This window comes from Rhizobium sp. SRDI943 (assembly GCF_057653695.1).
Map to the genome: position 1 here is coordinate 1,537,030 of NZ_CM172787.1, position 23,214 is coordinate 1,560,243.

22 protein-coding genes are annotated in these 23,214 nt (G+C 61.4%); 6 read left to right on the top strand and 16 right to left on the bottom strand.

Annotated features, from left to right (window positions below):
- The first annotated feature begins 350 nt into the window (after positions 1-350).
- Entirely contained in the window at positions 351-1,160 is an 810-nt protein-coding gene (locus tag AC245Y_RS07805; RefSeq protein WP_017993717.1) for a class I SAM-dependent methyltransferase, read from the top strand.
- Positions 1,161-1,256: 96 nt separating this feature from the next.
- The gene (locus AC245Y_RS07810) at positions 1,257-1,424 is read left to right on the top strand and encodes a hypothetical protein (RefSeq protein ID WP_172643733.1); all 168 of its coding nucleotides are present in this window, start codon (positions 1,257-1,259) and stop codon (positions 1,422-1,424) included.
- A 31-nt stretch (positions 1,425-1,455) separates the two neighbouring features.
- Here the strand turns inward: AC245Y_RS07810 and AC245Y_RS07815 are convergent, their stop codons facing one another.
- The 4 genes from AC245Y_RS07815 to AC245Y_RS07830 are packed head-to-tail and all read right to left on the bottom strand — an operon-like array spanning position 1,456 to position 4,691.
- Positions 1,456-2,016: a GNAT family N-acetyltransferase gene (locus AC245Y_RS07815; RefSeq protein ID WP_017993718.1), complete on the bottom strand. Its 561-nt coding sequence runs from the start codon at positions 2,014-2,016 to the stop codon at positions 1,456-1,458.
- 5 nt (positions 2,017-2,021) lie between these two features.
- A complete protein-coding gene (gene sseA, locus AC245Y_RS07820) occupies positions 2,022-2,891 on the bottom strand; it encodes a 3-mercaptopyruvate sulfurtransferase (protein ID WP_017993719.1) in 870 nt (289 codons plus the stop codon).
- Between the two features lie 18 nt (positions 2,892-2,909).
- The gene (locus tag AC245Y_RS07825; RefSeq protein ID WP_012757175.1) at positions 2,910-3,647 is read right to left on the bottom strand and encodes an alanyl-tRNA editing protein; all 738 of its coding nucleotides are present in this window, start codon (positions 3,645-3,647) and stop codon (positions 2,910-2,912) included.
- A gap of 6 nt (positions 3,648-3,653) precedes the next feature.
- Positions 3,654-4,691 (bottom strand): cysteine synthase A, encoded by a 1,038-nt coding sequence (locus tag AC245Y_RS07830; RefSeq protein WP_012757176.1) that lies wholly within the window; start codon positions 4,689-4,691, stop codon positions 3,654-3,656.
- A gap of 226 nt (positions 4,692-4,917) precedes the next feature.
- Here AC245Y_RS07830 and AC245Y_RS07835 point away from each other — a divergent pair, with 226 nt between their 5' ends.
- The gene (locus AC245Y_RS07835) at positions 4,918-5,577 is read left to right on the top strand and encodes a ChrR family anti-sigma-E factor (protein ID WP_017993720.1); all 660 of its coding nucleotides are present in this window, start codon (positions 4,918-4,920) and stop codon (positions 5,575-5,577) included.
- A 98-nt stretch (positions 5,578-5,675) separates the two neighbouring features.
- Positions 5,676-6,509, top strand: coding sequence for an SDR family NAD(P)-dependent oxidoreductase (locus AC245Y_RS07840; RefSeq protein ID WP_012757178.1), 834 nt, complete (start codon positions 5,676-5,678; stop codon positions 6,507-6,509).
- Here AC245Y_RS07840 and AC245Y_RS07845 read toward each other — a convergent pair whose 3' ends face one another.
- From AC245Y_RS07845 to AC245Y_RS07865, 5 genes are all read right to left on the bottom strand, one after another.
- On the bottom strand, positions 6,510-7,769 hold the full coding sequence (locus AC245Y_RS07845) for an SAM-dependent methyltransferase (protein WP_017993721.1): 1,260 nt from the start codon (positions 7,767-7,769) through the stop codon (positions 6,510-6,512).
- 97 nt (positions 7,770-7,866) lie between these two features.
- The gene (locus tag AC245Y_RS07850; RefSeq protein WP_017993722.1) at positions 7,867-8,718 is read right to left on the bottom strand and encodes a DUF1365 domain-containing protein; all 852 of its coding nucleotides are present in this window, start codon (positions 8,716-8,718) and stop codon (positions 7,867-7,869) included.
- On the bottom strand, positions 8,715-10,046 hold the full coding sequence (locus tag AC245Y_RS07855; protein WP_012757181.1) for an NAD(P)/FAD-dependent oxidoreductase: 1,332 nt from the start codon (positions 10,044-10,046) through the stop codon (positions 8,715-8,717). The genes AC245Y_RS07850 and AC245Y_RS07855 overlap by 4 nt, the downstream gene beginning before the upstream one ends.
- Positions 10,043-11,491: a cryptochrome/photolyase family protein gene (locus tag AC245Y_RS07860; RefSeq protein WP_017993723.1), complete on the bottom strand. Its 1,449-nt coding sequence runs from the start codon at positions 11,489-11,491 to the stop codon at positions 10,043-10,045. Before AC245Y_RS07860 ends, AC245Y_RS07855 begins: the two co-directional genes overlap by 4 nt.
- A 158-nt stretch (positions 11,492-11,649) precedes the next feature.
- Positions 11,650-11,976: a hypothetical protein gene (locus AC245Y_RS07865; protein WP_017993724.1), complete on the bottom strand. Its 327-nt coding sequence runs from the start codon at positions 11,974-11,976 to the stop codon at positions 11,650-11,652.
- A 210-nt stretch (positions 11,977-12,186) separates the two neighbouring features.
- Between AC245Y_RS07865 and AC245Y_RS07870 the strand changes: the two genes are divergently transcribed.
- Positions 12,187-12,504: a hypothetical protein gene (locus AC245Y_RS07870; protein ID WP_012757184.1), complete on the top strand. Its 318-nt coding sequence runs from the start codon at positions 12,187-12,189 to the stop codon at positions 12,502-12,504.
- Positions 12,505-12,620: 116 nt separating this feature from the next.
- Entirely contained in the window at positions 12,621-13,298 is a 678-nt protein-coding gene (locus tag AC245Y_RS07875) for an HAD family hydrolase (RefSeq protein ID WP_017993725.1), read from the top strand.
- Positions 13,299-13,327: 29 nt separating this feature from the next.
- Here AC245Y_RS07875 and AC245Y_RS07880 read toward each other — a convergent pair whose 3' ends face one another.
- The 7 genes from AC245Y_RS07880 to AC245Y_RS07910 form a co-directional block, all read right to left on the bottom strand.
- Positions 13,328-15,985 carry a nitrate reductase gene (locus AC245Y_RS07880; RefSeq protein ID WP_012757186.1) on the bottom strand — a complete coding sequence of 886 codons (2,658 nt, stop codon included), beginning with the start codon at positions 15,983-15,985 and terminating at the stop codon, positions 13,328-13,330.
- Positions 15,986-16,321 (bottom strand): nitrite reductase small subunit NirD, encoded by a 336-nt coding sequence (gene nirD / locus AC245Y_RS07885; RefSeq protein ID WP_017993726.1) that lies wholly within the window; start codon positions 16,319-16,321, stop codon positions 15,986-15,988.
- 4 nt (positions 16,322-16,325) lie between these two features.
- Positions 16,326-18,776, bottom strand: a complete 2,451-nt coding sequence (gene nirB, locus AC245Y_RS07890; RefSeq protein ID WP_017993727.1) for a nitrite reductase large subunit NirB — start codon at positions 18,774-18,776, stop codon at positions 16,326-16,328.
- 17 nt (positions 18,777-18,793) lie between these two features.
- Positions 18,794-20,062: an MFS transporter gene (locus tag AC245Y_RS07895; RefSeq protein WP_012757189.1), complete on the bottom strand. Its 1,269-nt coding sequence runs from the start codon at positions 20,060-20,062 to the stop codon at positions 18,794-18,796.
- A 478-nt stretch (positions 20,063-20,540) separates the two neighbouring features.
- Positions 20,541-21,821 (bottom strand): CmpA/NrtA family ABC transporter substrate-binding protein, encoded by a 1,281-nt coding sequence (locus AC245Y_RS07900; RefSeq protein WP_017993728.1) that lies wholly within the window; start codon positions 21,819-21,821, stop codon positions 20,541-20,543.
- 34 nt (positions 21,822-21,855) lie between these two features.
- Positions 21,856-22,443 (bottom strand): ANTAR domain-containing response regulator, encoded by a 588-nt coding sequence (locus tag AC245Y_RS07905; RefSeq protein WP_018241751.1) that lies wholly within the window; start codon positions 22,441-22,443, stop codon positions 21,856-21,858.
- Positions 22,444-22,577: 134 nt separating this feature from the next.
- The gene (locus AC245Y_RS07910) at positions 22,578-23,207 is read right to left on the bottom strand and encodes a glutathione S-transferase family protein (protein WP_017993729.1); all 630 of its coding nucleotides are present in this window, start codon (positions 23,205-23,207) and stop codon (positions 22,578-22,580) included.
- Positions 23,208-23,214: the final 7 nt, after the last annotated feature.

Here is a 23,214-nt window from a genome sequence, read left to right on the forward strand (position 1 = left end):
CGCGCAAGCCACCCGATTCTTGCGCGCCGCAGGCATTGGGCGATCGAGTGAAACGCGGAATATGCTTCGTCCTCAAAGCGCACGCTTCCACCCTCCGCGTAACCTCAGACACTGCGGGAGTGCGCCAAAAGCGGGTCACCACGGGTCGCCCCCAAGCGGGTCGACGCCTGTCATGGACCAGCTTTCTTCTCGCTGCTCGTCGGCTCGATCGTGTCTCTCGTCGCTGCGCCGGGTATGTCTGGCGTCTTCATACCGTGGTACACGATCGGGTGGCACAGGGTCGGGCCGCTGTTCGGTTTTGAGAGGGTGCGCTGGCTGGCGGCCTCACGAATTTCGGTTTGGAGGGACAGATGATGGCTGAAGAAGCAGCATTGAACTTCGCGGACTTCTATGATGCCGAGCTTGCTCTCCATAACGCGCATTTTCGGGTCGCCGCCGCGGTGGGGCGGTCTGATCGTGTTCTCGATATCGGTTGCGGCGCCGGACAAACCACACGTGACGCCGCGCGCGCTGCTGAAGCAGGACGAGCGCACGGAATAGACCTGTCCGTCACGATGCTGGAGATTGCCCGCCGGCGCAGCGCCGAGGAGGGATTACCCAATGCGACGTTCGAAGTGGCGGATGCACAGAACTACCACTTCGCAAAAGGGGAATTCGACCTTTGCATCAGTCGATTTGGCGTCATGTTCTTCGCCGATCCGGCGGTGGCTTTCGCCAACATCGCCAACGCCGTACGCCCGGGTGGGCGTTTCATTTTCATGGTCTGGCAGGACAGAGACCGCAATGAGTGGGCGACCGCCATACATGAGGCGCTTGACCCGGATTCAACCGGTCCGGTTGCGGCCAGCAAAGCCTTTTCGCTGAGCGAACCCTCGGTTACGTCTGGACTGCTCGAAACGGCAGGGTTCGCTACCATCGAGTTTCGTGAAATCAACGAGCCTGTGTTCTACGGTCCAGATCCCGAGACTGCATTGGCGACGATTCAGACATTTGAAAATGTGAAGAACGCCCTCGATCGTTCCGTCGCGACAGCCGAAATACGGGCGCGGCTGCTCGACATGCTGGAGGCGCACCAGACACCCCACGGAATTCAATTCGATTCGCGCGCATGGCTGATCAGCGGCCGCCGGTACGGCGACAGTCCCTCGTGCGTTATGTGATTTCCGCTCAGCGTGAATGTCGGCTTTGGGTCAAGCCGACATTGCTGGCATTTGCTATCGAATTCCGCAAAACTGCATGACGAAAAGGAGAAGCCCTTGCCCGACATCGATCTCGCGCTGCTGGCGCAACAGAATGCGGAAATACTGGAAGAGCTCAGGGCTCGGCGCCGGGAAGTGGCGGAACTGAAGGAGCAGTCGGGCCGCACGCTCGATTTCGAGCGCCGCAACGACCCACGCCGCCCGAACAGCCTGACGCAGCGTTAGTTGCCTCTGGCTACGTCAGGGAAAGAAGCCGTCAGCTTTTCCGCGCAATCTCCAGAAGCTCCTTGTCGCTGAGCGGCCGGACGATGCCGGTGCCGGTCGAGACGGGGGAGAAGCCGTACATCTGGTAGAGCTGCAGCGCGCGCGGATGGTCGAGGTTGTTGGTGGTGGTGGTGACCCGCTTCGGATTGAGCGACCAGATGGCATAGAGCGCCTGCAGCAGGAACCACTTGCCGATGCCGAGACCGAGCGCATGTTCGATCAGGCCGAAATGGCTGAGCTCGACCATATCCTCGTCTTCGCAGAAATATTCGTAGAAGCCGGCGGGCGCGCCGTTCACGTAGAGAACGCTGATATTGTTGCGCTTGTCGTTCAGCGTCTCGGCAAGCTGCTCGTCGCTCATGCGCAACCGATCCACCCATTGCCAGCGGGCACCCACCTGCCGGTAGAGATAGCGGTAGAAGGGCAGCGGGATCTCGGGAGCGCGCATGATCGCCGTCTGGATATTGACGGGCACCGGCATGCTTGCCTTTGGCGGCGCCGTCATTTCGAGCCGGGTGATGTGAGCTTTCAGCGAAGCGGGTGCCTTTCCCATGGCGATCAGGCTTTGACCGGCGTCGGCGGACCGGTAACGATGGGTGTATCGTCACGGCTGCCCCATTCGCTCCACGAGCCATCATAAAGCTTGTTGTCGTGATGGCCGAGCGATTCCAGCGCCAGCGTGATGATCGCGGCGGTGATTCCCGAGCCGCAGGAGGTGACGACGGGTTTTGAAAGATCAATGCCGGCATCCTCGATCGTCTGCCTGAGTTCGGGCAGCGACTTGAAACGGCCCTGACTGGCGAAGACACCGGAGGGCAGGCTGCGGGCGCCGGGCATATGGCCGGAGCGCATGCCGGCACGCGGTTCGGGTTCGGCGGCTGCGAAGCGGCCGGCGCTGCGGGCATCGGCGATCTGCATCGCGCCGCTGGAGACGATGTCGCGCATCCTATCGAGCGTCACCACGCGGCTTTCATCGAAGCCAGGCGTGAAGGTCGCCGGCGCACGATTGGGTGCTGCGGTTTCCAGCGGACGGCCCTCGGCCTTCCAGCCGTCGAGACCGCCATCGAGCACGAAGACATTTTTCGCGCCCATCACCCGGAAAAGCCACCAGACGCGGGGCGAGGCGAACAGACCGATACCGTCATAGACGACGATCCGATCATTCTCGCTGATGCCGAGCCGGCCGACTTCGGCGGCGAAATAATCGGGCGAGGGGATCGTGTGCGGCAGCGATGTCGAATGGTCGGCGATCTTGTCCTGATCGAAGCGGATGGCGCCGGGAATATGGCCGGCAGCATATTCGGCATCGGCATCGCGCTTCTGCGCCGGCAGATAGAAGGAGGCGTCCAGCACCCGAAGGTCAGCTTTGCCGAGCTCGGACTGCAGCCAGTCGGCCGAAACGACGAAACGGCTCTTGGTCTCACTCATGATGGTCTCCCTTGATGGTCAGGCTTCGTCGCCGGGCGTGCCGAAGCGGATGCGGAAGCGCCGGTTCTCTTTGCCCTTCTTCTCGATTTTGGCGATATGGATCCGGCCGACTTCCTGAGTCTCGGAGACATGTGTGCCGCCGCAGGGTTGGCTGTCAATCGAGGAGTTCTCGCCGATGCAGACGAGGCTGACGCGCCCGAGCCCCATCGGTGGGCGCACGTTCTTCGATTTGACGATATCGGGATTGGCCACAAGCTCCTCGTCGGTGATCCATTGCAGAGTGACCGGATGATTCTGCTCGACCAATTGCATCAGCTTGACCGTCACCGCGTCCTTGTCGATCGTCTCGATCATGTCGAAATCGACGCGGCTTTCCTCTTCGCCGACGGCAGCCCCGGTGATCGGATAGGAGCAGACGACGGAAAGCAGGTGGCAGGCCGTGTGCATGCGCATCAGCCTGTAGCGGCGCGGCCAGTCGACATGCAGCACCAGCGTCTCGCCGACCACGGGCCGCGGCGCACCTTCGAGCGGCACATGGATGATGACATCTTTGCTTGGACCATGCTTCGTCTGGCCGAGCGCGATCTTGCTGCCGTCGGCGCGTTCGAGCTCTCCGGTGTCACCAGGCTGGCCACCTGATGTCGCATAGAAGCAGGTCTGGTCCAGTTCGATGCCCCCGTCTTCGTGAACGGCGGTGACGACCGCATCGCACGTCGAGAGATAGAAGTCGTCACGATAGAGGGCATTGACGGACATGGGGTCTCACACGGGCTCGTAGGGAACGTGGATATCGGGCGACTTGGCCATCCAGCCCGGAACGGGCAGCCCCTTCGAGGTGAGGAAGTCCGGGTTGAAGAGCTTGGACTGATAGCGGTTGCCGTAATCGCAGAGGATCGTCACCACCGTGTGACCAGGTCCAAGGTCCCGGGCGAGATTGACCGCGCCGGCAATGTTGATCGCCGTCGAGCCGCCAAGGCAGAGGCCCTCGTTCTCGACAAGGTCGAAGAGATAGGGAAGCGCTTCGGCATCCGAGATCCGATAGGCATAGTCAGGCGTGAAACCCTCGAGATTGGCGGTGATGCGGCCCTGGCCAATGCCCTCGGTGATCGAGGATCCCTCGGATTTCAGCGCGCCGTTCTGGTAGAATTCATAGAGAGCAGCGCCATCGGGATCGGCGATGCCGATCTTGACGGCAGACCTGAAAGCCTTGAGGCCGGCCGCCACACCTGCCAGCGTGCCACCGGAGCCGACCGAGCAGACAAAGCCGTCGACCTTGCCGTCGGTGTCTTTCCAGATTTCCTTGGCGGTTGTTTCGATATGCGCCTGACGGTTGGCGACGTTGTCGAACTGGTTTGCCCAGATTGCCCCGTTCGGCTCGGTCTTCGCCAGTTGCTCTGCCAGCCGCCCGGACACCTTCACGTAGTTGTTCGGGTTCTTGTAGGCAACGGCGGGTACTTCGACGAGTTCGGCGCCGAGCAGCTTCAGCGCGTCTTTCTTTTCCTGGCTCTGCGTTTCCGGGATGACGATGACGGTACGATAACCGAGCGCCTTGGCGACCAGCGTCAGCCCGATGCCGGTATTGCCGGCCGTACCCTCGACGATGACGCCGCCCGGACGAAGCAATCCCTTCCGCTCTGCGTCGCGGATGATGTAGAGCGCGGCCCGATCCTTCACCGACTGGCCGGGGTTCAGGAACTCCGCCTTGCCAAGAATGGTACAGCCGGTCACCTCTGAGGCGCCCTTGAGTTTGATTAGGGGCGTGTTGCCGATGGCTTCAAGGACGGAGGGGTGGAAGGTCATGGAATCTGCCTCTATTCGAACTCTTACTTTAGGAACGGTCTTTTCCCTTCACAAGGCTGAGTTGGCAAGAAAAGCTATTCCACACCTCTGTCGGACGCGATAAAATTTGGCTTTCCTCCCCCGAAATGACGCATGGCTGGCAATCCAGCGGTGTGAGAGGTGATCCGAAGATTGACTTTCCCCGTACGGATGACGACAAAGCGAAAACGGAGCGCGGCAACAGGGCGTGACCAAAACCGACATGGTTCACGAGCAGATCGACACGATCGATGCATTGATGGCGCATTATGTTGCCGGCTCCTTGCCCGAGCCGGCGCGTGTGTTGGTGCAGTCTCATCTCGAAATGAAACCGGATAATCGCAGCCTGGTGAACAGCCTCGAGCTGCTGGCCGGCGAAGCTCTGGAAAACGCGCCTGAAGTCGCCATTGCCGATCGCGACGGGCGGCTTGCGGCGATCTTTTCCTCTGCGTCTCCCGTCACGGCGCCGCAGACGGCCGCGCGGCCGGAGAACGCGCTGTTTCCCCAAGCGTTGCGCAATCTCTTGGGCTTCGAGGCCGAGGACGTTCGCTGGCGTCGGCGGTTGCCCGGTTTCAGGGAATATTCGCTCGACATGGACGGCTGCGAGGTCAGCCTGATGTGGATCCGGCCGGGCCGAGCCTTGCCGGCGCACACCCACAAAGGCATGGAACTGATCCTCATTCTCGACGGCGCCTTCAACGATGAACGCGGCCGTTTCGGTCCCGGCGACATCTCCATTGCCGACGAGACGGTCGACCACCGGCCGGTAGCCGAAAAGGACAGGCCTTGCATCGCCTTTGCCGTCTCGGATGGACCGGTCAAGCTCACCGGATCCTTTCGTCAGATGATCGGCGACTTGATCGGCTGAAAGCAGCCACAATGGTGTGATAGAGCCGTAAATCCGGCGGGGTTGAGGAACTTCCGGACCTGTTTTTGCATTGATCAGGCAGCCCGGAGGAACATGTCATGCGTGACTTCATTGCCCATCCCGAACATGGAATCGTCTGGATTTCGGGCGCGAGCTCAGGCATCGGCCGGGCGCTTGCACTGAGGCTCGTCGGCGAAGGATACAAGGTCGCCGTCACGGCCAGAAGCCACGAAAAGCTTGTCGAACTGCAAGCCGAAGCCAATGGCCTCTCGGGCAGTATCATTGTGCTCGACGGCGACGTCACCGATGCCGAGGACATGGAACATGTCATGGCCTCCATCGAATATGAGCACGGCACGCTCGCCATGGCGATCCTCAATGCCGGCGTCTACCTGCCTGTCCATGCCGAGGATCTGAATCGCACCGATTTCGAGAAGAGCTTTGCCGTCAACCTCTCCGGCGTCGTCAACTGTCTGCTGCCGGCGATCCGCCATATGAAGGCGAAGGGGCAGGGACAAATTGCCATCGTTTCCTCCGTCACCGGTTATGGCGGCCTGCCGACGGGGGCTGCCTATGGTGCTACCAAGGCGGCGCTGATCAATATGGCCGAAAGCCTGAAATTCGATCTCGACAAGATGGGCATCCGCATCCAGCTCGTCTGCCCGGGCTTTGTCGATACGCCGGCAACGAGGAAGAATGCCTTTCCGATGCCGTCGCTGGTATCGGTCGAGGAGGCCGCCCGGGAGATTGCCGCCGGGTTGAAATCGCAGGCCTTCGAGATCACGTTTCCGAAGCGCTTCACCACCATGCTGAAGCTCGCGCGCTTGCTCCCCTACAGCGCTTATTTCACGCTGGTGAACCGCGTGACCGGCTGGCGGGAGCGACCGCCATCGGCTGGTCGCCACCCGGTGACACCGCATGCGGCGGAATGATCAACGGCGCGAGAACACGACTTGGCGCACATCTATATTGCGGGCACGGAAGCCGGCCTCGCAATAAAACAGATAGAATTCCCAGAGCCGCTTGAAACGCTCGTCGAAGCCCATCGGGCGGATGCGTTCCCAGACCGACCAGAAACGCTCGCGCCATTCGGCCAGCGTGCGGGCGTAATCGAGCCCGAAGCCGAAGTCCTTGACCAGCGACAGGTCGACCTTGCCGGCAAGTTCGGCCAGATGATTGCGCGTCGGCAGCATACCGCCGGGAAAGACATATTTCTGGATGAAGTCGGGGTTGCTGCGATACTGGTCGAAGGACTCGTCCTTGATCGTGATGATCTGCAGCCCAGCCTTGCCGCCCGGCTTCAGACATTGCCTGAGCTTGGAGAAATAGGACGGCCAGTATTTCTCGCCGACCGCTTCGAACATCTCGATCGAGACGATCCGGTCGTAGAGCCCTGCCTCATCGCGGTAATCCTGAAAGCGGAATTCCACGCGGTCATCGAGGCCGGCTTTGCGAATGCGCTCCTCGGCAAAGGCGAGCTGCTCGCGGCTGATCGTCAGCCCCGTCACCTTGCAGTTCAGCTCACTCGCCGCAAATTCGGCAAACCCGCCCCAGCCGCAGCCGATCTCCAGCACATGATCGCCAGGCCCGATGCCGGTCGCCTCGGCAAGCGCCCGGTATTTGGCGTTCTGGGCCGATTGCAGATCGTTGGCGCCGGTCGAATAGAGTGCAGAAGAATAGGTCATGCTCGGATCGAGCCATTCCCTGTAGAAATCGTTGCCGAGATCGTAATGAGCGGAAATGTTGCGCTTCGAGCCCGTCTTGGTGTTGGTGTTCATCCAATGGCGGACGCGCTCGAACAGGCGGCCAAGACCGCCCTTGCCATGCGCATAGCTGTATACGGCCTCGCCGTTGACGAGGAAGAGTTCGAGGAAGGCGGCGATATCAGGGCTGTCCCAATCGCCGTCCATATAGGTTTCGGCGACCCCGATCGTGCCGCTCGTCAGCGCTCGATAGGCAAGGTTCCAGTTGTGGAGGCTGAGCGCCGCCTTTGGCCCGGCCTTCTTGCCCTCGACCAGCAGCCTGCGGCCGTCGGGAAGGGTAACGGCAAGCGAACCGTGCTGCATATGCAGAAGTCCGCGCAGCGCCAGCTTTGCCTTGAAGGGCAGACCCTTCACCATGCGGGACATGTTTTCGGCCGTCAGCGTCACAGCATCACGAGCCAGCAGATTCCAGTCCTGCGCCTTGCTCATTTCTCTTCCTCCTCCAGCATTTTCCTGCCGGTTAGGGACGAAGCCACCCTTGATGATACACGCAGCCGCCCCCCGGCCATTGCATCGAACGCTAATGTCATTCCGCCGCTTCCGCAAGCGGGCGGGTTTGGCGGACGCTGACTTCAGGTGGGGGCGCAGGACGCCTGACATACCGCGCGCCCTTCAGCCACAATTTGAGTGCTTCCCAATGAATTCCGGTCATGATCTTGAAAGTGAGGATGGGTATGCGCGCCGTCAAGCCCAGCAGCGAAGCGTTTGTCAAAGGCACCTGCCGTCCGGAAAATGTCGCCGAGAGCAGCGGTCCTTCACTATCTGTTTCAAGGATGCGCCAGCGGATCTCTTTACCGGGCGGCAGCATGCGGAAATGATAGCGCGCCGCCATGCCGATAAAGGGCGAGACGTGAAAGAGCTTGTCGCAGCTCTGGCGAAGCCCGCTTTCCGACATCTCGCCACGGCCGACGGGACAGACATAGCTGTGCCGCTCGCCGAAAGTATTGCGCACCTCGTAGATCATCGCGATGACTGCGCCAGCGGCATTATAGGCGTGATAGACGGAAAGCGGATTGAAGACATAGCCGAGAATGCGGGGATAACAGACAAGCAGGATCCTGTCGGCGCGGTCGAGCCCCGCCTCGGCGAGCAGCCGGTCGGCATAGGCGCGCAGCGACGTATTTCTGGTTTCGGCGTGGTCCTTTTCCTGGAACGAGACGAGATTGCGCCCGTTGACGGAAAACAGCATCGATAGCCGGCCAGCCTCGTCCAGCCTGTCGAGATCGACAAGCAGCGAGAAGACTCGGTAGCGGAAGCGATGGCCGAAGGGTTTCATGCGTTGATGCATGATCTCGCCGACATAGAGTCCTGCGGCGGCATCCGGTGGAGGGCCGTTGGCCACCGCGTTCATGCCACGCTTTTCGCCGAGCCCTGTCATGCCGCCACGTCCGGTTGAGGTTCCCAGGTTCGGGCCGTCCGCCAGGGTATGATCCCGCCCAAGGCTTCTGCCGCCGCCAGACCGGAAACCAGTCCATCCTCGTGAAATCCGTATCCCGTCCAGGCACCGGCGAAATAGCAATTGTTCTGTCCCTGAATGGTGACAAGCGCCTGTTGCGCAGCCATGGCGTCCGCCGAGAACTGCGGATGTTCGTAGGTGAATTCGGCAAACATCTTATGGGGGTCCGGCTCGCGGTCGGGATTGAGGGTCACGAACAGCGGGAATCTGTTGTCGATGCCTTGCAGCCGGTTCATCCAGTAAGTCACGGCGACGTCGGCCTTTCCATCTTCACGGCTGGAACGGAGATAATTCCATGAGGCCCAAACCTTGCGTCGCTGCGGCATTAGCGACTGGTCGCGGTGCAGGACGACGCGGTTCGGCTGATAGGGGATGGCGGCGAGCAGCCTGCTTTCCCGATCGGTGGCATCGACAAGCAAGCGGGCTGTCTGATCGCTGTGGCAGGCGAAGATCACCTTGTCGAACGGGTGTTCGCCGCCCGTTTCGTCGATGATCGTGACGCCGCGTTCGGAGCGGATGACCCCGCGCACGCCGCAGGAAAGTCTCACGCGTTCGCCGAGCGGCTGAAGCAGCCGGTCGAGATAGGTGCGGCTGCCGCCGGTCACTGTGCGCCACTGGTGCTGCCGGCGGTAGATCAGCCGGTGATTGTCGAAGAAATTGACGAACTGCTCGGCGGGAAACTGCAGCATGCGGGCTGATGGTGTCGACCAGATCGCCGCCGCCATCGGCACGAGATAGTTGTTGGTGAAACCGGGCGAGAAGCCGCGCCAGTCGAGATAATCGCCGATCGAGCGCGAGGCGAGATGACCGGCGGTGCGATCTTCGAGGCAGGTGCGGTTGAAGCGGAGGATCTCGCGGATCATCCACAAGAACGAGGGCCGCAGCAGGTTGCGCTTTTGCGCAAAGACTGAGGACAGCCCGCCGCCGCTCCATTCCAGTCTGCCGCGGTCGAGCGAGAGCGAAAAGCTCATATCGCTTGCATGCGTCGCGATGCCGAGTTCGGCAAAGAGCGCCGTCAGATTGGGGTAATTCTGTTCGTTATAGACGATGAAGCCGGTATCGACCGCAATCTGAACCCCGTCGTATTCCACGTCCACCGTCGCCGTATGGCCTCCCGCCCGCGCCTGGCTTTCGTACAGCGTAACGTCATGCACCTGACACAGTGCCCAGGCTGCGGAGGCGCCCGAGATGCCAGAGCCGATGACGGCGATCCTCAGCCGGCGGGGAGCGGGACAGAAGTGCGCGTTCATGCGGCATCCCTTATTGCTTTGTAGGCGGCAAGCGCCCGGTTGCGGGCGCTCGCGTGATCGACGATCGGTTTCGGATAGGTTTGGCCAAGCGTGATGCCGGCCTCGTCGAGCATGCTCTTCGGCGCCTCGAACGGCCGGTGGATGTATTTTGGCCCGAGTTCTCGAAGCTCCGGCACGTAGGTCCTGACATAGTCGCCGTCGGGATCGAACTTTTCGCCCTGCAGCACCGGATTGAAGATGCGGAAAAATGGCGAGGCATCGGCTCCCGAGCCCGCCACCCATTGCCAGCTTGCGGCATTGTTGGCGGGATCGGCATCAACGAGCGTATCCCGAAACCAGGCCTCGCCCCGGCGCCAGTCGATCATCAGATCCTTGATGAGGAAGGAGGCGACGATCATGCGCACGCGATTGTGCATCCAGCCATGGCGCCAGAGCTGGCGCATGCCGGCATCGACGATCGGATAGCCGGTCATGCCGCGGCGCCACGCCTCGAAATCTCCGCTGTTGTTGCGCCATTCGAAGCCGTCGAAACGATCGTTCCAGTTGGCAGAGGCAAGACGCGGGAAATGGAAAAGCAGGTGATAGGAAAATTCGCGCCAGGCGATCTCCTTGCGAAAATGCACGATGTCAGCCGCCGGCACGCGTTGCGACAGGCCGCGTGTGGCATCCCAGATGCGGGCAGGGGATATCTCGCCCAGCGCCAGATGCGGCGACAGCATCGACGTCGCCGGCCTCGCTGGATAGTCTCGGTTTTCCTTGTAGCCCTCGAGCGCGTCTTCAACGAAGACGTGGAGTCTCTGCTGGGCACCCTCTTCGCCGGGTGTCCAGAGATCAACGAAATCGCCTGCCCAGTCCGGCTTCGTCGGGAGCAGCTTCCAGCTCCCCAGCACTTCTGATTTCGGTTGCGACGCAAGCCGCAGTTTTGCCGGCGCGTCCAGCGGCGGCTCCGGTTCGCCGCCGCCCTCCAGCGCGCGCCAGAATGGCGTGTAGACGCGATAGGGCGTGCCGTTGCCGGTCATCAGCCGGGAAGGTTCGTGCAGCAGCTGGCCGCCAAAGCTTCTTGCCTCGATCGCCTGCTTTTCCAGTTCGTGCTTGATACGGGCGTCGATGGAGATTCCGGCTGGATCGTAGCGCCGGTTCCAGAAGACGGCTTCGGCAGCGCTTTCCTTGATAAAGGCGCAAAGCACTTCGAGCGCCTCGCCGCTTGCCAACACCAACCGTCCATTCAGCTTTTGCAGCGACCTGTTGAGCGCTTCCAGTGAATGATGCAGCCACCAGGCCTGTGCAGCACCCAGCGGACCGGTGCCTGCTGCCGCCGGTTCTCTAATATAGAGCGGGATGATCGGCCGCCCGGAGCGATGGGCGGCGGTGAGTGCCTGATTGTCGTCAAGGCGCAGGTCCTTGCGAAACCAGAGGATGACCGGTTTTGCCGCGTCCTTTGCCAATGAAGCCGTTCCCCGCTTGTGTTCTTTTCAACCCGCTACGCATGTACGGAACGCCCGGATCAAAAGTTTCATCCGGTGGAAAAAAGCTTTCACGGCTGTCGGCGGCATGAAAAAGGCCGGTGTGAACCGGCCTTTTTCTGAAAGCGGAAGTCTGTCGCTTAGTTGTCGTATTCGCGGCAGGCTTCGCTGATCGATGCGCCGCTCTGACCGCCGCGCGTGTCGACGCCGGACATCTGTTGCGGCATGCCGGGGCATTCCATCGTCTGCGGTCGGCCGATGCTCTGTGTCGTCGTCGGATCGACCGGCGAGACCGTTACCGGACGAATGCCGTTGTCACTATTGGTGTAATCGGACGAATAGGTGCCGGAACTCGGATCGGTCGAGCCGCCGTTCGTTGGCCCGATCGGATCCGGGTTCGATTGGGCAAAGGCCGACGACGCCATCCCGATGGCAAGCAGCGAAGCGGCGATGAGGGATTTAGTCATAAGATATCCTCCTTTGATTTTCATCTTGGATGACCCTTGGGTAACTGCCAGGCGGAATCATTGTTCCGAAATTTGCTAAAAACCTGCATTCACGCGCGGCCTGTACGGCATGGTTATGCGTAAACCTTAACGGGCGATGTCGCTGGATCGGCGCCGGCGCATGCCCTACTTGCATGCGGAGATACTAAAAAACCGTGGCATGAGGCCGCTATGTTCATCTCCTTTCGCGAAGCCGCAGATCTCGGTCTCCAGATCGTACTTGCACTCACCTTGACGCTGAGTGGCATGGCGGTCGCCTCCTACGCCGTCAGGAATGACAAGGCTAAAATTTCGGCAATCGACGTCAGCCGTCCCTCACTCTGGACCGCCGCTCCGATGCGCGTCGATCCGGCGACGCAAGCCTACCTGCGCGCCGATGTTTCGGCCGCACTGGAACTCGCCGATGGTGCCGACGACCTCTGCCACGACCCGATCGGCCTGCGGCTTTCCTGCGACTTGATCGTGACCTCCGGTACGGCGGCTTTTTAGGTGAAGGCGGTCGGGAGGCGTCACCGCCATCCCCGAAAGCTTGCAAAACCCAATGATTTGCCGTTTCATCGCGATAGCGACCACCGTCCGACTCTTTCCCTGAAGGATTCAGCCTTTTGTCTATGCCGATGCCCCGTGGCTTCGAGAAGCCCTATGCCGCCTTCCTGTTCGATATGGACGGCACCATCCTCAATTCGATCCATGCGGCCGAGCGTGTTTGGAGTGACTGGGCAAGGCGCCATGGGCTCGATGTCGCCACCTTTTTGCCGAAGATGCATGGGTCGCGCGGCATTGACACGATCACCCGGCTGAACCTGCCGGGAGTCGATCCCGAACATGAATCGAAGCTGGTGACCGAAGCCGAAATCGTCGATGTCGGCGACGTCGTTGCCATTTCCGGCGCCGCGACCTTTCTGAGTTCATTGCCCCCGGATCGCTGGGCGATCGTCACCTCCTCGCCATTGCGCCTCGCTCACCGGCGACTGGAGGCAGCAGGTCTGCCGGTGCCGAGATTCATGGTGACGGCGGAGGACGTGAAGGTCGGAAAACCAGACCCGCAATGTTATATTCTGGGCGCCGAGCGCCTCGGCGTCAGTACCCAGGATTGCCTGGTGTTCGAAGATGTCGCAGCCGGCATTACCGCCGGCGAGGCGGCGGGGGCCGATGTCATGGTCATCACGGCAACACATCACCAAAAGATGGAGACGCCGCACCCGACGCTTTCATCCTATGACGAGATCTCGGTCCGCATCTCCTCCGATCACAGGATGCTGATCGTCCCGAACGCGGCCTGACAGTGCTCCCCTGCTTGCTTCTGCGCGGTTCACTCCGCGGCTGCGGCAAGACAGCGATCGATGATGCTGCCGATTTCGCTGCGGCAGGAGCCGCAATTGGTTCCAGCGCTGGTTTCCTTGCCGACCGCCTCGACGCTGTGACATCCGCCGCGCACGGCAGCCGCGATCTGGTTGACCCCGACACTGAAGCAGGAGCAGACGGTGGCGCCCGGATCTGGCCTGCCTGCTCCCGGACGACCCGCAACGAGCGCAAAGCGTTTCCTGAGGTCGCCATGCGAGGCTGAAAGCTGCGAGATCGCCCAGTTGCGCGCGACGGCGACGGGCTCGCGTGCCAGAAACAGCGCCGCAAGCAGGACCTCGCCGTCGAAGAAGGCGAGCCTGAGGTCGCCGGATTGCCGGTCGGCATAACCAAGCGGTTCGATCTCGGCCGGAATGGCGAAAACCGCGCGGCACCAGGCCGTCCAGTCTTCGACGGTTTCGCCGAAGGCAAGCTCCAGCCGCCAGCCGCCGGCGGCTTTCGCCAGCGCCCAATAGGCGGCATCAGGCGCGGCGGGTTTTGTGGCAGAGACGGCGAAACCGTAATGGGTGGCGCGGAAGGGCCGGACGGCGACGGCAACGTTCTTCGACGCCGGCTGACCGGAAACGGGATCGGTTATCGGCGCGACCACCGCGTCGATCCGCGCTTTTGCAGCAAACTGGTCGTTCCAGTGCATCGGCGCAAAGATGCCGCCGCGTGCCTGGCGATCGGTGACCAGCGCCCTGACGATTGCCTTGCCGTGCGGGCTGTCGATCTCGACCAGGCCCGCGCTTGATATGCCGGTCTCGATCGCGTCGCGCGGATGGATCTCGGCAAAGGGTTCGGCGATATGGGCGGAAAGCCGCGCACTCTTTCCGGTTCGGGTCATCGTGTGCCACTGGTCGCGGATGCGTCCGGTATTTAGCGTGAAGGGGTACTCGGCATTGGTGCGATCGGTTGCGGGCGGTTTGACCGCGACGAAGCGCGCCTTGCCATCAGGATGGAAGAAACCACCCTCGGCGAAGAAGCGGGTGATGCTGGGTTCTGTCCCTGCCGCCTGCGGCCACTGGAAGGGCGACAGCTCGTCATAGGCGCTGCCGTTTATGCCTGCGCGCGCGCCGATATCGAAATCGCGGCTGCCGTTATTTTCGAAGGCGGAAAGCGCGGCGTGCTCCGCAAAGATTGCGTCCGGCGCATCAAAATCGAAGGCGGCGGCAAATCCCATGCGGCGTCCGACCTCCGCAAGCTGCCACCAGTCGGCCCTTGCATCGCCGGGGATGTCGAGAAACGGCCGTTGCCTTGAAATGCGCCGTTCGGAATTGGTGACGGTGCCATCCTTCTCGCCCCAGCCGAGCGAGGGCAAAAGCACATCTGCGTGCCGGGTCGTATCCGTCTCTTTCAGGATGTCCGACACGACGACGAAAGGACAGGCGGCGATCGCGCTTTCGACGCTATCGGCATCCGGCATCGAGACGACGGGATTGGTCGCCATGATCCACAGCGCCTTGATGCGTCCGTCGGCTACGGCTTGGAACATGTCGACCGCCTTCAGGCCGGGCTTTGCTGCGATGACGGGCGAGTTCCAGAAGCGCTGCACGCGATCCCGGTCTTCGGCATTCTCGATTGCCATATGGGCGGCAAGCATATTGGCGAGACCGCCGACCTCGCGCCCGCCCATGGCGTTCGGCTGTCCGGTCAGCGAAAACGGTCCCATGCCGGGGCGGCCGATGCGGCCGGTCGCCAGGTGGCAGTTGAGGATCGCATTGACCTTGTCGGTGCCGGAGGAGGATTGGTTGACGCCCTGGCTGTAGCAGGTCACGACCTTCGGCGTCGTCTCGAACAGGCGGAAGAACTCCCTGATCTGCATGGCGGGCAGGCCGGTCCGTTCCAGGAGATCGTTGATATCAAGCGCGGCGGCGGCCGCAAAAGCGTCGCCGAAACCTTCGGTATGGGCGCCGATATAATTCTGGTCGATTGCCGGACTTGTCACGAGATGGGCAAGCAGCCCCATGAACAGTGCAACGTCGCCATCAGGACGGATGGCGAGATGCAAGTCGGCGATGTCGCAGGTCATCGTCCGGCGCGGATCGATGACGACGATCCGCATATTTGGCCGCGCCGTCTTTGCGGCGGCAAGCCGCTGGTAGATGACGGGATGACACCAGGCAAGGTTGGAGCCGGTCAGGATCACCAGATCCGCAAGTTCGATATCCTCATAGGTCCCGGGCACCGTATCGGCGCCGAAGGCGCGGCGATGCCCCGCTACGGAAGACGACATGCAGAGCCTTGAATTGGTGTCGATATTGCCGGAGCCGATGAAGCCCTTCATCAGCTTGTTGGCGACATAATAATCCTCGGTCAGCAACTGGCCTGAGACGTAGAAGGCAACGGCGTCAGGCCCGTGTTCGGCGATCGTTTCAGAAAAACGGCGGGCGACCAGATCAAGCGCCTCGTCCCAGCCGCTCTGTTTGCCTTCGATCTCGGGATGGAGAAGCCGGCCATCGAGATCGATGGTTTCGGCAAGGGCTGAACCCTTCGAGCAGAGCCGGCCGAAATTCGATGGATGTTCCGGATCTCCTTTCACGCTGACTGCGCCTGCCTCATCGACCGTGGCGACAACGCCGCAGCCGACACCGCAATAGGGACAGGTGGTCTTGACCTCAGCCGCCATCTATTCCGCCGCCATCATCAGGCTTTCCAGGGCGATGAACAGCCTGCCGTCTTCGTTCAGCACCGATATCGTCCGGACCTCGCCTTCGTCGGCGCCGAGCGCCTTGCCGGTTTCCAGCGAGATCACCCAGTTGTGCAGCGGGCAGGTGACTGACTTAGCGTGGACGATGCCCTGGGAGAGCGGGCCGCCCTTGTGCGGGCAATGATCCTCGATGGCGAAGACTTCGTTTTCGGCGGTGCGGAAGACGGCGATCTTGCCCTGCGGTGTCTTCACGCAACGCGCGCCGCGCAGCGGGATGTCGGAGATGTCACCGATTGCGATCCAGTTCATGTCCATCTCCTTACTCTGCAGCCTGCGGATAGCCGATCGTCGCCATCGGCTTGAACTCGTGCTTGTCCTTGCCGGAAACACGCTCCGACCAGGGGTCGACCTGGGCAAATTTTTGGCTGAAGACGAAGCGCTCGTAATAGGCTTTGCGCTTTTCGGCATCACCCATGATCTGGCGGCGGATTTCCTCCAGGCCGACGCGCTTTGCCCACTTGTAGATGCGCTCGAGGTAACGGGCCTGCTCACGGTACATCTGCGTCAGCGCCACGATATACTCCAGCGCCTCCTCCTCGGTCCGGACAAGCCCGAGGACCTCCGTGCCCTTGATGTCGAGGCCGGCCGCACCGGCGAAATGGATCTCGAAACCGGAATCCACGCAGATCACGCCGATGTCCTTGCAGGTTGCTTCCGCGCAGTTGCGCGGGCAGCCGGACACAGCCAATTTCAGCTTGGCCGGCGTCCAGGAACCCCACATGAACTTCTCGATGCGGATGCCGAGGCCGGTGGAATCCTGGGTGCCGAAGCGACACCAGTCGGAGCCGACGCAGGTCTTCACCGTCCGCAAGCCCTTGGCATAAGCCTGGCCGGAGACGAAACCGGCCTTGCCGAGATCGGCCCAGACGGCGGGCAGGTCTTCCTTCTCGATGCCGAGCAGGTCGATACGCTGGCCGCCGGTGACCTTCACCATCGGGATCTCGAACTTGTCGACGACATCGGCGATAGCGCGCAGCTCGTTCGAATTGGTGACGCCGCCCCACATGCGCGGAACGACGGAGTAGGTGCCGTCCTTCTGGATGTTGGCATGCACGCGTTCATTGATGAAACGCGACTGATAGTCGTCGGCATATTCGTCCGGCCAGTCGCTGACCAGGTAATAGTTGAGTGCCGGCCGACATTTGGCGCAGCCGCAGGAGGTCTTCCACTCGAGCTCCTGCATGACGGCAGGGATGCTCTTCAGACCCTTGGCCTTGATCAGCCGGCGAACGTCGTCATGGCCGAGTTCGGTGCAGGTGCACATCGGCTGGACCGCAGTCGGATTGTAGCTGTCGCCGAGCGTCAGCGCCATGAGTTGTTCGACAAGGCCGGTGCAGGAACCGCACGAGGCGGATGCCTTCGTGTGAGCGCGTACGTCGTCGAGCGACGTCAGCCCCTTGCCTGAAATCGTCGAGGTGATCTTGCCCTTGCATACGCCGTTGCAGCCACAAATCTCCGCGTCATCCGGCAAGGCTGCAACGGCCGCCATAGGGTCCAGCGGCGACCCTCCCTGATAGGCCTGTCCGAAGATCAGCGTCTCGCGCATCTCCGAAATATCGGTCGCCTTCTTCTTCAGGTCGTTGAACCAGGCACCATCGGCGGTTTCGCCGTAAAGCACGGTGCCGATGATCTTATTGTCCTTCAGCACCAGGCGTTTGTAGACGCCGGCGCTGGCATCGCGCAGCACGATCTCCTCGCGGTCGTCGCCATCGGCGAAATCGCCGAGTGAATAAAGCTCGATGCCGGTGACCTTGAGCTTGGTCGGCGTATCCGCGTGAACGAAGGCCGGCGAGCGATCGCCGGAGAGATGCGCGGCGGCGATGCGGGCCATTTCATAGAGCGGCGCAACGAGACCATAGACCATGCCGCCCACCTCGGCGCATTCGCCGAGCGCGAGAATATTGCCGTCCGAGGTCTGCATGCCGGCATCGACGACGATGCCGCGATTGACCGCAATGCCGGCGTCCTTTGCCAGGCCGACGCTTGGACGAATGCCGACGGCCATGACGACCAGCGTTGCCGGGATGATGCGGCCGTCGTCAAGCTCGATGCCCTCGACCTTGCCGTTGCCGACGATCGCCTTGGTATTGGCCTTGCAGATGACCTTGATGCCGCGTTCCTCGACTGCCTTCTGCAGCAGATAACCGGCGGCGGGGTCGAGCTGGCGCTCCATCAGCGTCGGCATGACGTGCAGCACGGTGACGTCCATGCCGCGCTGGGCAAGGCCGGCCGCCGCTTCCAGGCCAAGCAGGCCGCCGCCGATGACGACAGCCTTTTCGCGCGACTGAGCGGCAAGCAGCATCGCCTGCACGTCGTCGAGATCGCGATAGGTGATGACGCCGGGCAGATCCTTGCCGGGAACAGGGATGATGAAAGGCACGGAACCGGTTGCGATCACCAGCTTGTCGTAGCTTTCGGTGACGCCGTGGTCGGAGGTGACGGTCTTGGCGGCACGATCGATGTTGACGATCTTGTGGCCCTTGTAGAGCATGATGCCGTGCTTGATATACCAGCCGTCACCGTGAATGATGATCTGCTCGTAGTCCTTTTCTCCGGAGAGAACCGGCGACAGCATGATGCGGTCGTAATTGACGCGCGGCTCGGCATTGAAGATCGTAACTTCATAGCGTCCCGGCGCCTGCTCGAAGAGGTGCTCCAGCATGCGCCCGGGCGCCATGCCATTGCCGATGATGACGAGTTTTTCGGTCATATTTCCAGGTCCTTAGATCAGGTTGCAGCCACGGGCGCCGAATGCCCTTGGCGCGACAGTTGCTTTACGGACAGGTGCATCCAGATGAGAGAGATCACGACGATCGCGAAGAGCAGCAGGAAACAGCTGGACCAAAGGCCGGTCATGTCCTTGAGGAGGCCAAAGGCAATCGGGAGGATGAAGCCGCCAAGGCCGCCCATCATCCCGACGACACCGCCGACTGCGCCGACGTTTTCGGGGTAGTAGGCCGGAATGTGCTTGTAGACGGCAGCCTTGCCGAGGCTCATGAAGAAGCCGAGCACGAAGATGACGACGATGAAGATGACAGGGGTGATGCCGAACGCCGGACCCGCCCCGCCACCAGAAGCAGCCGGCAGCGAAAGGATGAGAGTGGCGACGGCCGACACGGCAAGCATCGTATACATCACGCTGCGCGCGCCCTTTTTATCCGACAGCACGCCGCCGAAGGCGCGGAAGATGCTGCCCGGGATGGAATAGGCGGCGGCGACCATGCCGGCGGTTTCCAGGTTGAAGCCGTAGACGCCGACCAGATAACGCGGCAGCCACAGCGACAGGGCGACGAAGCCTCCGAAGGCGAAGAAATAGTAGAGCGAGAAGCGCCAGACCTGAACGTTCTGCAGCGGCGCGAATTCCTGCGCGAAACTCTTGGAGACAGCGCGGCGTTCGCGGCGGAGACGGAAGGCCGGATCATCGGTCGTGGTGAACCAGAAGACGATTGCCATAAGCGCCAGACAGACGGCCCAGATCTCCGCAACCGCCTGCCAGCCCCATGCGAGCAGCACGAAGGGAGCGGCGAACTTGGTCACGGCGGCGCCGACATTGCCGGCACCGAAGATGCCGAGCGCGGTTCCCTGCTTCTCAGCCGGGAAGAAAGGCGAGACATAGGCGACACCGACCGCGAAGGAGCCGCCGGCGAGGCCGACGCCGAGGCCGGCGATCAGCATCTGCGTATAAGTCTGGGCGTAAGAGAGCAGGAAGGTCGCCAATGCGGCGGCCAGCATGGTCAGCGTGTAGACGAGACGGCCGCCGTAACGCCCCGTCCAGATGCCAAGGACGATGCGCACGAGCGAACCGGTGAGCACGGGGGTGCCGACCAGCAATCCGAACTCGGCCTCGTTCAGGCCGAGATCCTGCTTGATGCGAATGCCGATGATCGCGAAGATCGTCCAGACGGCAAAACAGAGGGTGAAGGCTACAGTGGAGATCCACAATGCCTTGGCTGGTTCGCCGGCGGACATGAACTGTGATTTCTCGATGACAGACATAACTTCTCCGAGGCCCGACAAGGTCGTGCCGATCCATCGCTGAGGGTTAAAACAAAAAGCCGCTGGTCAGGACGCGCATACCCGAGGCGCGCAAAATATCCTGATCAGCGGCTTTGCTGGTGGCGCCCGCCGTTGGACGCCGAATTCTTGGGCCTTCTGGCCCACTTGCCTGGAAGCAATCCGTTGGCCGGATTGCTCAAGCTAAAAACCTACCTCTTCAAACCGAAGAGCAGTCTCTGTATCTTCCGCGAGCGTCTATCACTCACTCTGCACTGATCGCCATTGACCGGTGCAATAAAGATCATGCAAACTGCGTGCCAGTTTTGTGATCTGCGTTCAATCCACTGAATACAAATGATATTTTACGAAACGCGCCGCCTGCTTGTTTTTCGGGCCACCACCCGCTCATGCAAATATTTTGTGCGCTTGTCGTGAGGCGGGCAGATACTTGCTGGCGTTTTGTGCAGGCCGGCATCGGTTAGACCTCGTCGTCGGAAACGAAGGCGAGGGCGCTTTTGACGGCAAAACCTGCGACGTAGTCCGGCAGCCTCGCCGGGTCGAAGACGTGGCCGTCCATGAAACGGTCGCCCTCGTCACTGCCTTCGATGCGGATATCGGCATCTTCAGGTGATTTGTCGTCACCGAGAGCCGTGCGATAGAGATCCGGGCGGTAAGCGGATGCTGCGGCCCTTGCCATGTTGAGGCTGATCTCGGCCTGTCCCCAGCGGATCATCTGGCTGTAGATCCAAAGCGCCTGGCTTGGCCGGGGATAATTGGCGAAGCCGGAATGGAACATGAAATAATCGGCGATGATGCGGCGGTTACCCTTTGCGTCGAGGCTGAATTCGCCGGCGAGCACACGGCGAATGATTTCGACGGGGGCAGCGATATAGCGCGGGTCGGCAAGAGCTGCCGCCAGCGCATCGTGATTTTCCGACCGATCGCACCACTGGGCTGCCGCGTCGAGCGCCACGATCAGCCGGGAAACGGTTTCCGGATGGCTTTCCGCCCAGTCCGGCCGCATGCCGATCACCTTTTCAGGTGCCGACGGCCAGATATCCTGTTTGGCGGCGACGATGCGGCCGACGCCGCGCTCTGAAGCGACCATGTTCCACGGCGCACCGACGCAGAAACCGTCGATCGCACCGGCCGCCAGCGCATCCGAAGTCATGGGCGGCGGCACGACGACGAGCTTGACATCCTTGTCGGGATCGATGCCGCCGCCTGCCAGCCAGTAGCGGAATTCGTAATTGTGCGAGGAGAAGGGGTAGGTGACCCCGAAAGTCGGCAGCGGCTCGCCGCGGGCCTTCATTGCCGCCAATGTTTTTGCCAGGGCGCGGGCATTGTCGAGCGCGCTTGCCGTTTCCGGCAATCCCACGTCATTCCGCATCCTGTCGAAGAGCCGCGTCGATAGCGTGATCGCGTTGCCGCCGCGCCCCAGCGAAAATGGCGTGATCGTCGGTGAGGGATTGGAGCCGAGACCGAGCATGGAGGCGACGGGCATCGGTGACAGCATGTGGGCGATGTCGAACTGGCGGAATGCCAGGCGGTCGCGCACATTCGCCCAGGAGACGTCCTTGACGAGATCGAGCGTCAGGCCTTCCTTCCGCGCGAAGCCGAATTCCGCCGCCGCAATCAGCACCGATGCATCGACGAGCGGAATGAAACCGGCCCGCAGCACTTTCGGTCCTTCGCTGTTCACCCGCACGGGCGACGGCATGTCGTCGCCGGAGTTGGAGGTCGTTGTCATCATATCCACTCCGGTTTCCTCCGGAAATTCATCAGGTCGGCCATTACATCAACAGCCCCGCGGCAGTGACGACGCTCTGGGCAATTTCCGACATCTTCTTCTTTTCGTTCATCGCTGTCTGGCGCAGCAGGGCGAAAGCCTCTTCCTCGGAGAGGCCGCGCATCTTCATCAATATGCCCTTGGCGCGCTCGACCAGCTTGCGTTCCTCCAGCGCGGAGCGGGCATCGGCAAGCTCCCGCCGTAGCCGGTTGAAGGCATTGAAGCGGCTGACGGCCATGTCGAGGATCGGTTTGACGCGTTCCTTCTTCAATCCGTCGACGATATAGGCCGAGACGCCGGCATCGACGGCAGCCTCGATCGAGGCTGTGTCGGAGCGATCGACAAACATGGCGATCGGGCGGCTGACGGTGCGCGTCAGCTGGAACAGGTGCTCCATCATGTCGCGGTTGGGATTCTCGATATCGATGATGATCACGTCGGGCATCAGCGTTTCGATGATTCGCGCGATGCCGTTGACCTCATGCACCACGGTGACGCGCACATGCCCTGCCTCGCGCAGGCCTTCTTCGATGATGGAGGCGCGAATGGCATTTTCGTCGATCACCAGAATTGTCAGATCGAGATGCGTCATTGCTATATTCATGACGCAGTGCAGCAAATTTAGCAAGGCGTTCGCCTGAAAAATGTGCAAAAATAGGTGTGCGCAAAAAATAATCAAATTGCCGAAATTTCGGGCGGGATCAATATACCGCGTCGGCAAAGTCTTCAGGGCCGCGGTATTTCGGATGTGAAATGGGGAACGTCATAGCCGCGCTTGACCTGTGGCCGCGCCGCAAGCCTGAGATACCATCGTTTGACGTTCGGGAATGCATTCAGGTCGATCTCGTGGCGCCTAAAACGGGAAACCCAGGGCCAGACCGCCATGTCGGCGATGGAATAATCGTCGACGAGATAGTCGCGGCCTTCGAGCCGCACGTTCAACGTCTCGTACAGGCGGCGGGTATCCCTGCGAAAGAGATCCTCTGCGAACGGCGCTTCACCTGCATTGTAGGTCAGGAAATAATGGGCGTTGCCGAGCGTCGGCCCGAAGCCGCCCATCTGCCACATCAGCCATTCGATCGTGTGATGCCGGGCGGCACCCTGCGGGGGCAGGAAGCGGCCGGTCTTTTCGGCGAGGTAGAGCAGGATGGCGCCGGATTCGGCAAGCGTGATGCCGGTCTCGTGATCGACGATAACAGGAATCTTACCGCCCGGATTGATGGCGAGATAATCCTGCTGGAATTGATCCCCCTTGGTGATGTCGATCGTGTGGGGGCGGTAGGCGAGGCCGAACTCCTCGAGTGCGATCGAGACCTTCAAGCCATTCGGCGTGATCCAAGTATAGAGGTCGATCATCCCAGGT

Coding starts and splice junctions, on each gene's coding strand:
- AC245Y_RS07805 (WP_017993717.1), top strand. CDS start 351: ATGATGGCTGAAGAAGCAGCATTGAACTTCGCGGACTTCTATGATGCC.
- AC245Y_RS07815 (WP_017993718.1), bottom strand. CDS start 2,016: ATGGGAAAGGCACCCGCTTCGCTGAAAGCTCACATCACCCGGCTCGAA.
- sseA (WP_017993719.1), bottom strand. CDS start 2,891: ATGAGTGAGACCAAGAGCCGTTTCGTCGTTTCGGCCGACTGGCTGCAG.
- AC245Y_RS07825 (WP_012757175.1), bottom strand. CDS start 3,647: ATGTCCGTCAATGCCCTCTATCGTGACGACTTCTATCTCTCGACGTGC.
- AC245Y_RS07830 (WP_012757176.1), bottom strand. CDS start 4,691: ATGACCTTCCACCCCTCCGTCCTTGAAGCCATCGGCAACACGCCCCTA.
- AC245Y_RS07840 (WP_012757178.1), top strand. CDS start 5,676: ATGCGTGACTTCATTGCCCATCCCGAACATGGAATCGTCTGGATTTCG.
- AC245Y_RS07845 (WP_017993721.1), bottom strand. CDS start 7,769: ATGAGCAAGGCGCAGGACTGGAATCTGCTGGCTCGTGATGCTGTGACG.
- AC245Y_RS07850 (WP_017993722.1), bottom strand. CDS start 8,718: ATGACAGGGCTCGGCGAAAAGCGTGGCATGAACGCGGTGGCCAACGGC.
- AC245Y_RS07855 (WP_012757181.1), bottom strand. CDS start 10,046: ATGAACGCGCACTTCTGTCCCGCTCCCCGCCGGCTGAGGATCGCCGTC.
- AC245Y_RS07865 (WP_017993724.1), bottom strand. CDS start 11,976: ATGACTAAATCCCTCATCGCCGCTTCGCTGCTTGCCATCGGGATGGCG.
- AC245Y_RS07870 (WP_012757184.1), top strand. CDS start 12,187: ATGTTCATCTCCTTTCGCGAAGCCGCAGATCTCGGTCTCCAGATCGTA.
- AC245Y_RS07880 (WP_012757186.1), bottom strand. CDS start 15,985: ATGGCGGCTGAGGTCAAGACCACCTGTCCCTATTGCGGTGTCGGCTGC.
- nirD (WP_017993726.1), bottom strand. CDS start 16,321: ATGGACATGAACTGGATCGCAATCGGTGACATCTCCGACATCCCGCTG.
- nirB (WP_017993727.1), bottom strand. CDS start 18,776: ATGACCGAAAAACTCGTCATCATCGGCAATGGCATGGCGCCCGGGCGC.
- AC245Y_RS07895 (WP_012757189.1), bottom strand. CDS start 20,062: ATGTCTGTCATCGAGAAATCACAGTTCATGTCCGCCGGCGAACCAGCC.
- AC245Y_RS07905 (WP_018241751.1), bottom strand. CDS start 22,443: ATGACGCATCTCGATCTGACAATTCTGGTGATCGACGAAAATGCCATT.
- AC245Y_RS07910 (WP_017993729.1), bottom strand. CDS start 23,207: ATGATCGACCTCTATACTTGGATCACGCCGAATGGCTTGAAGGTCTCG.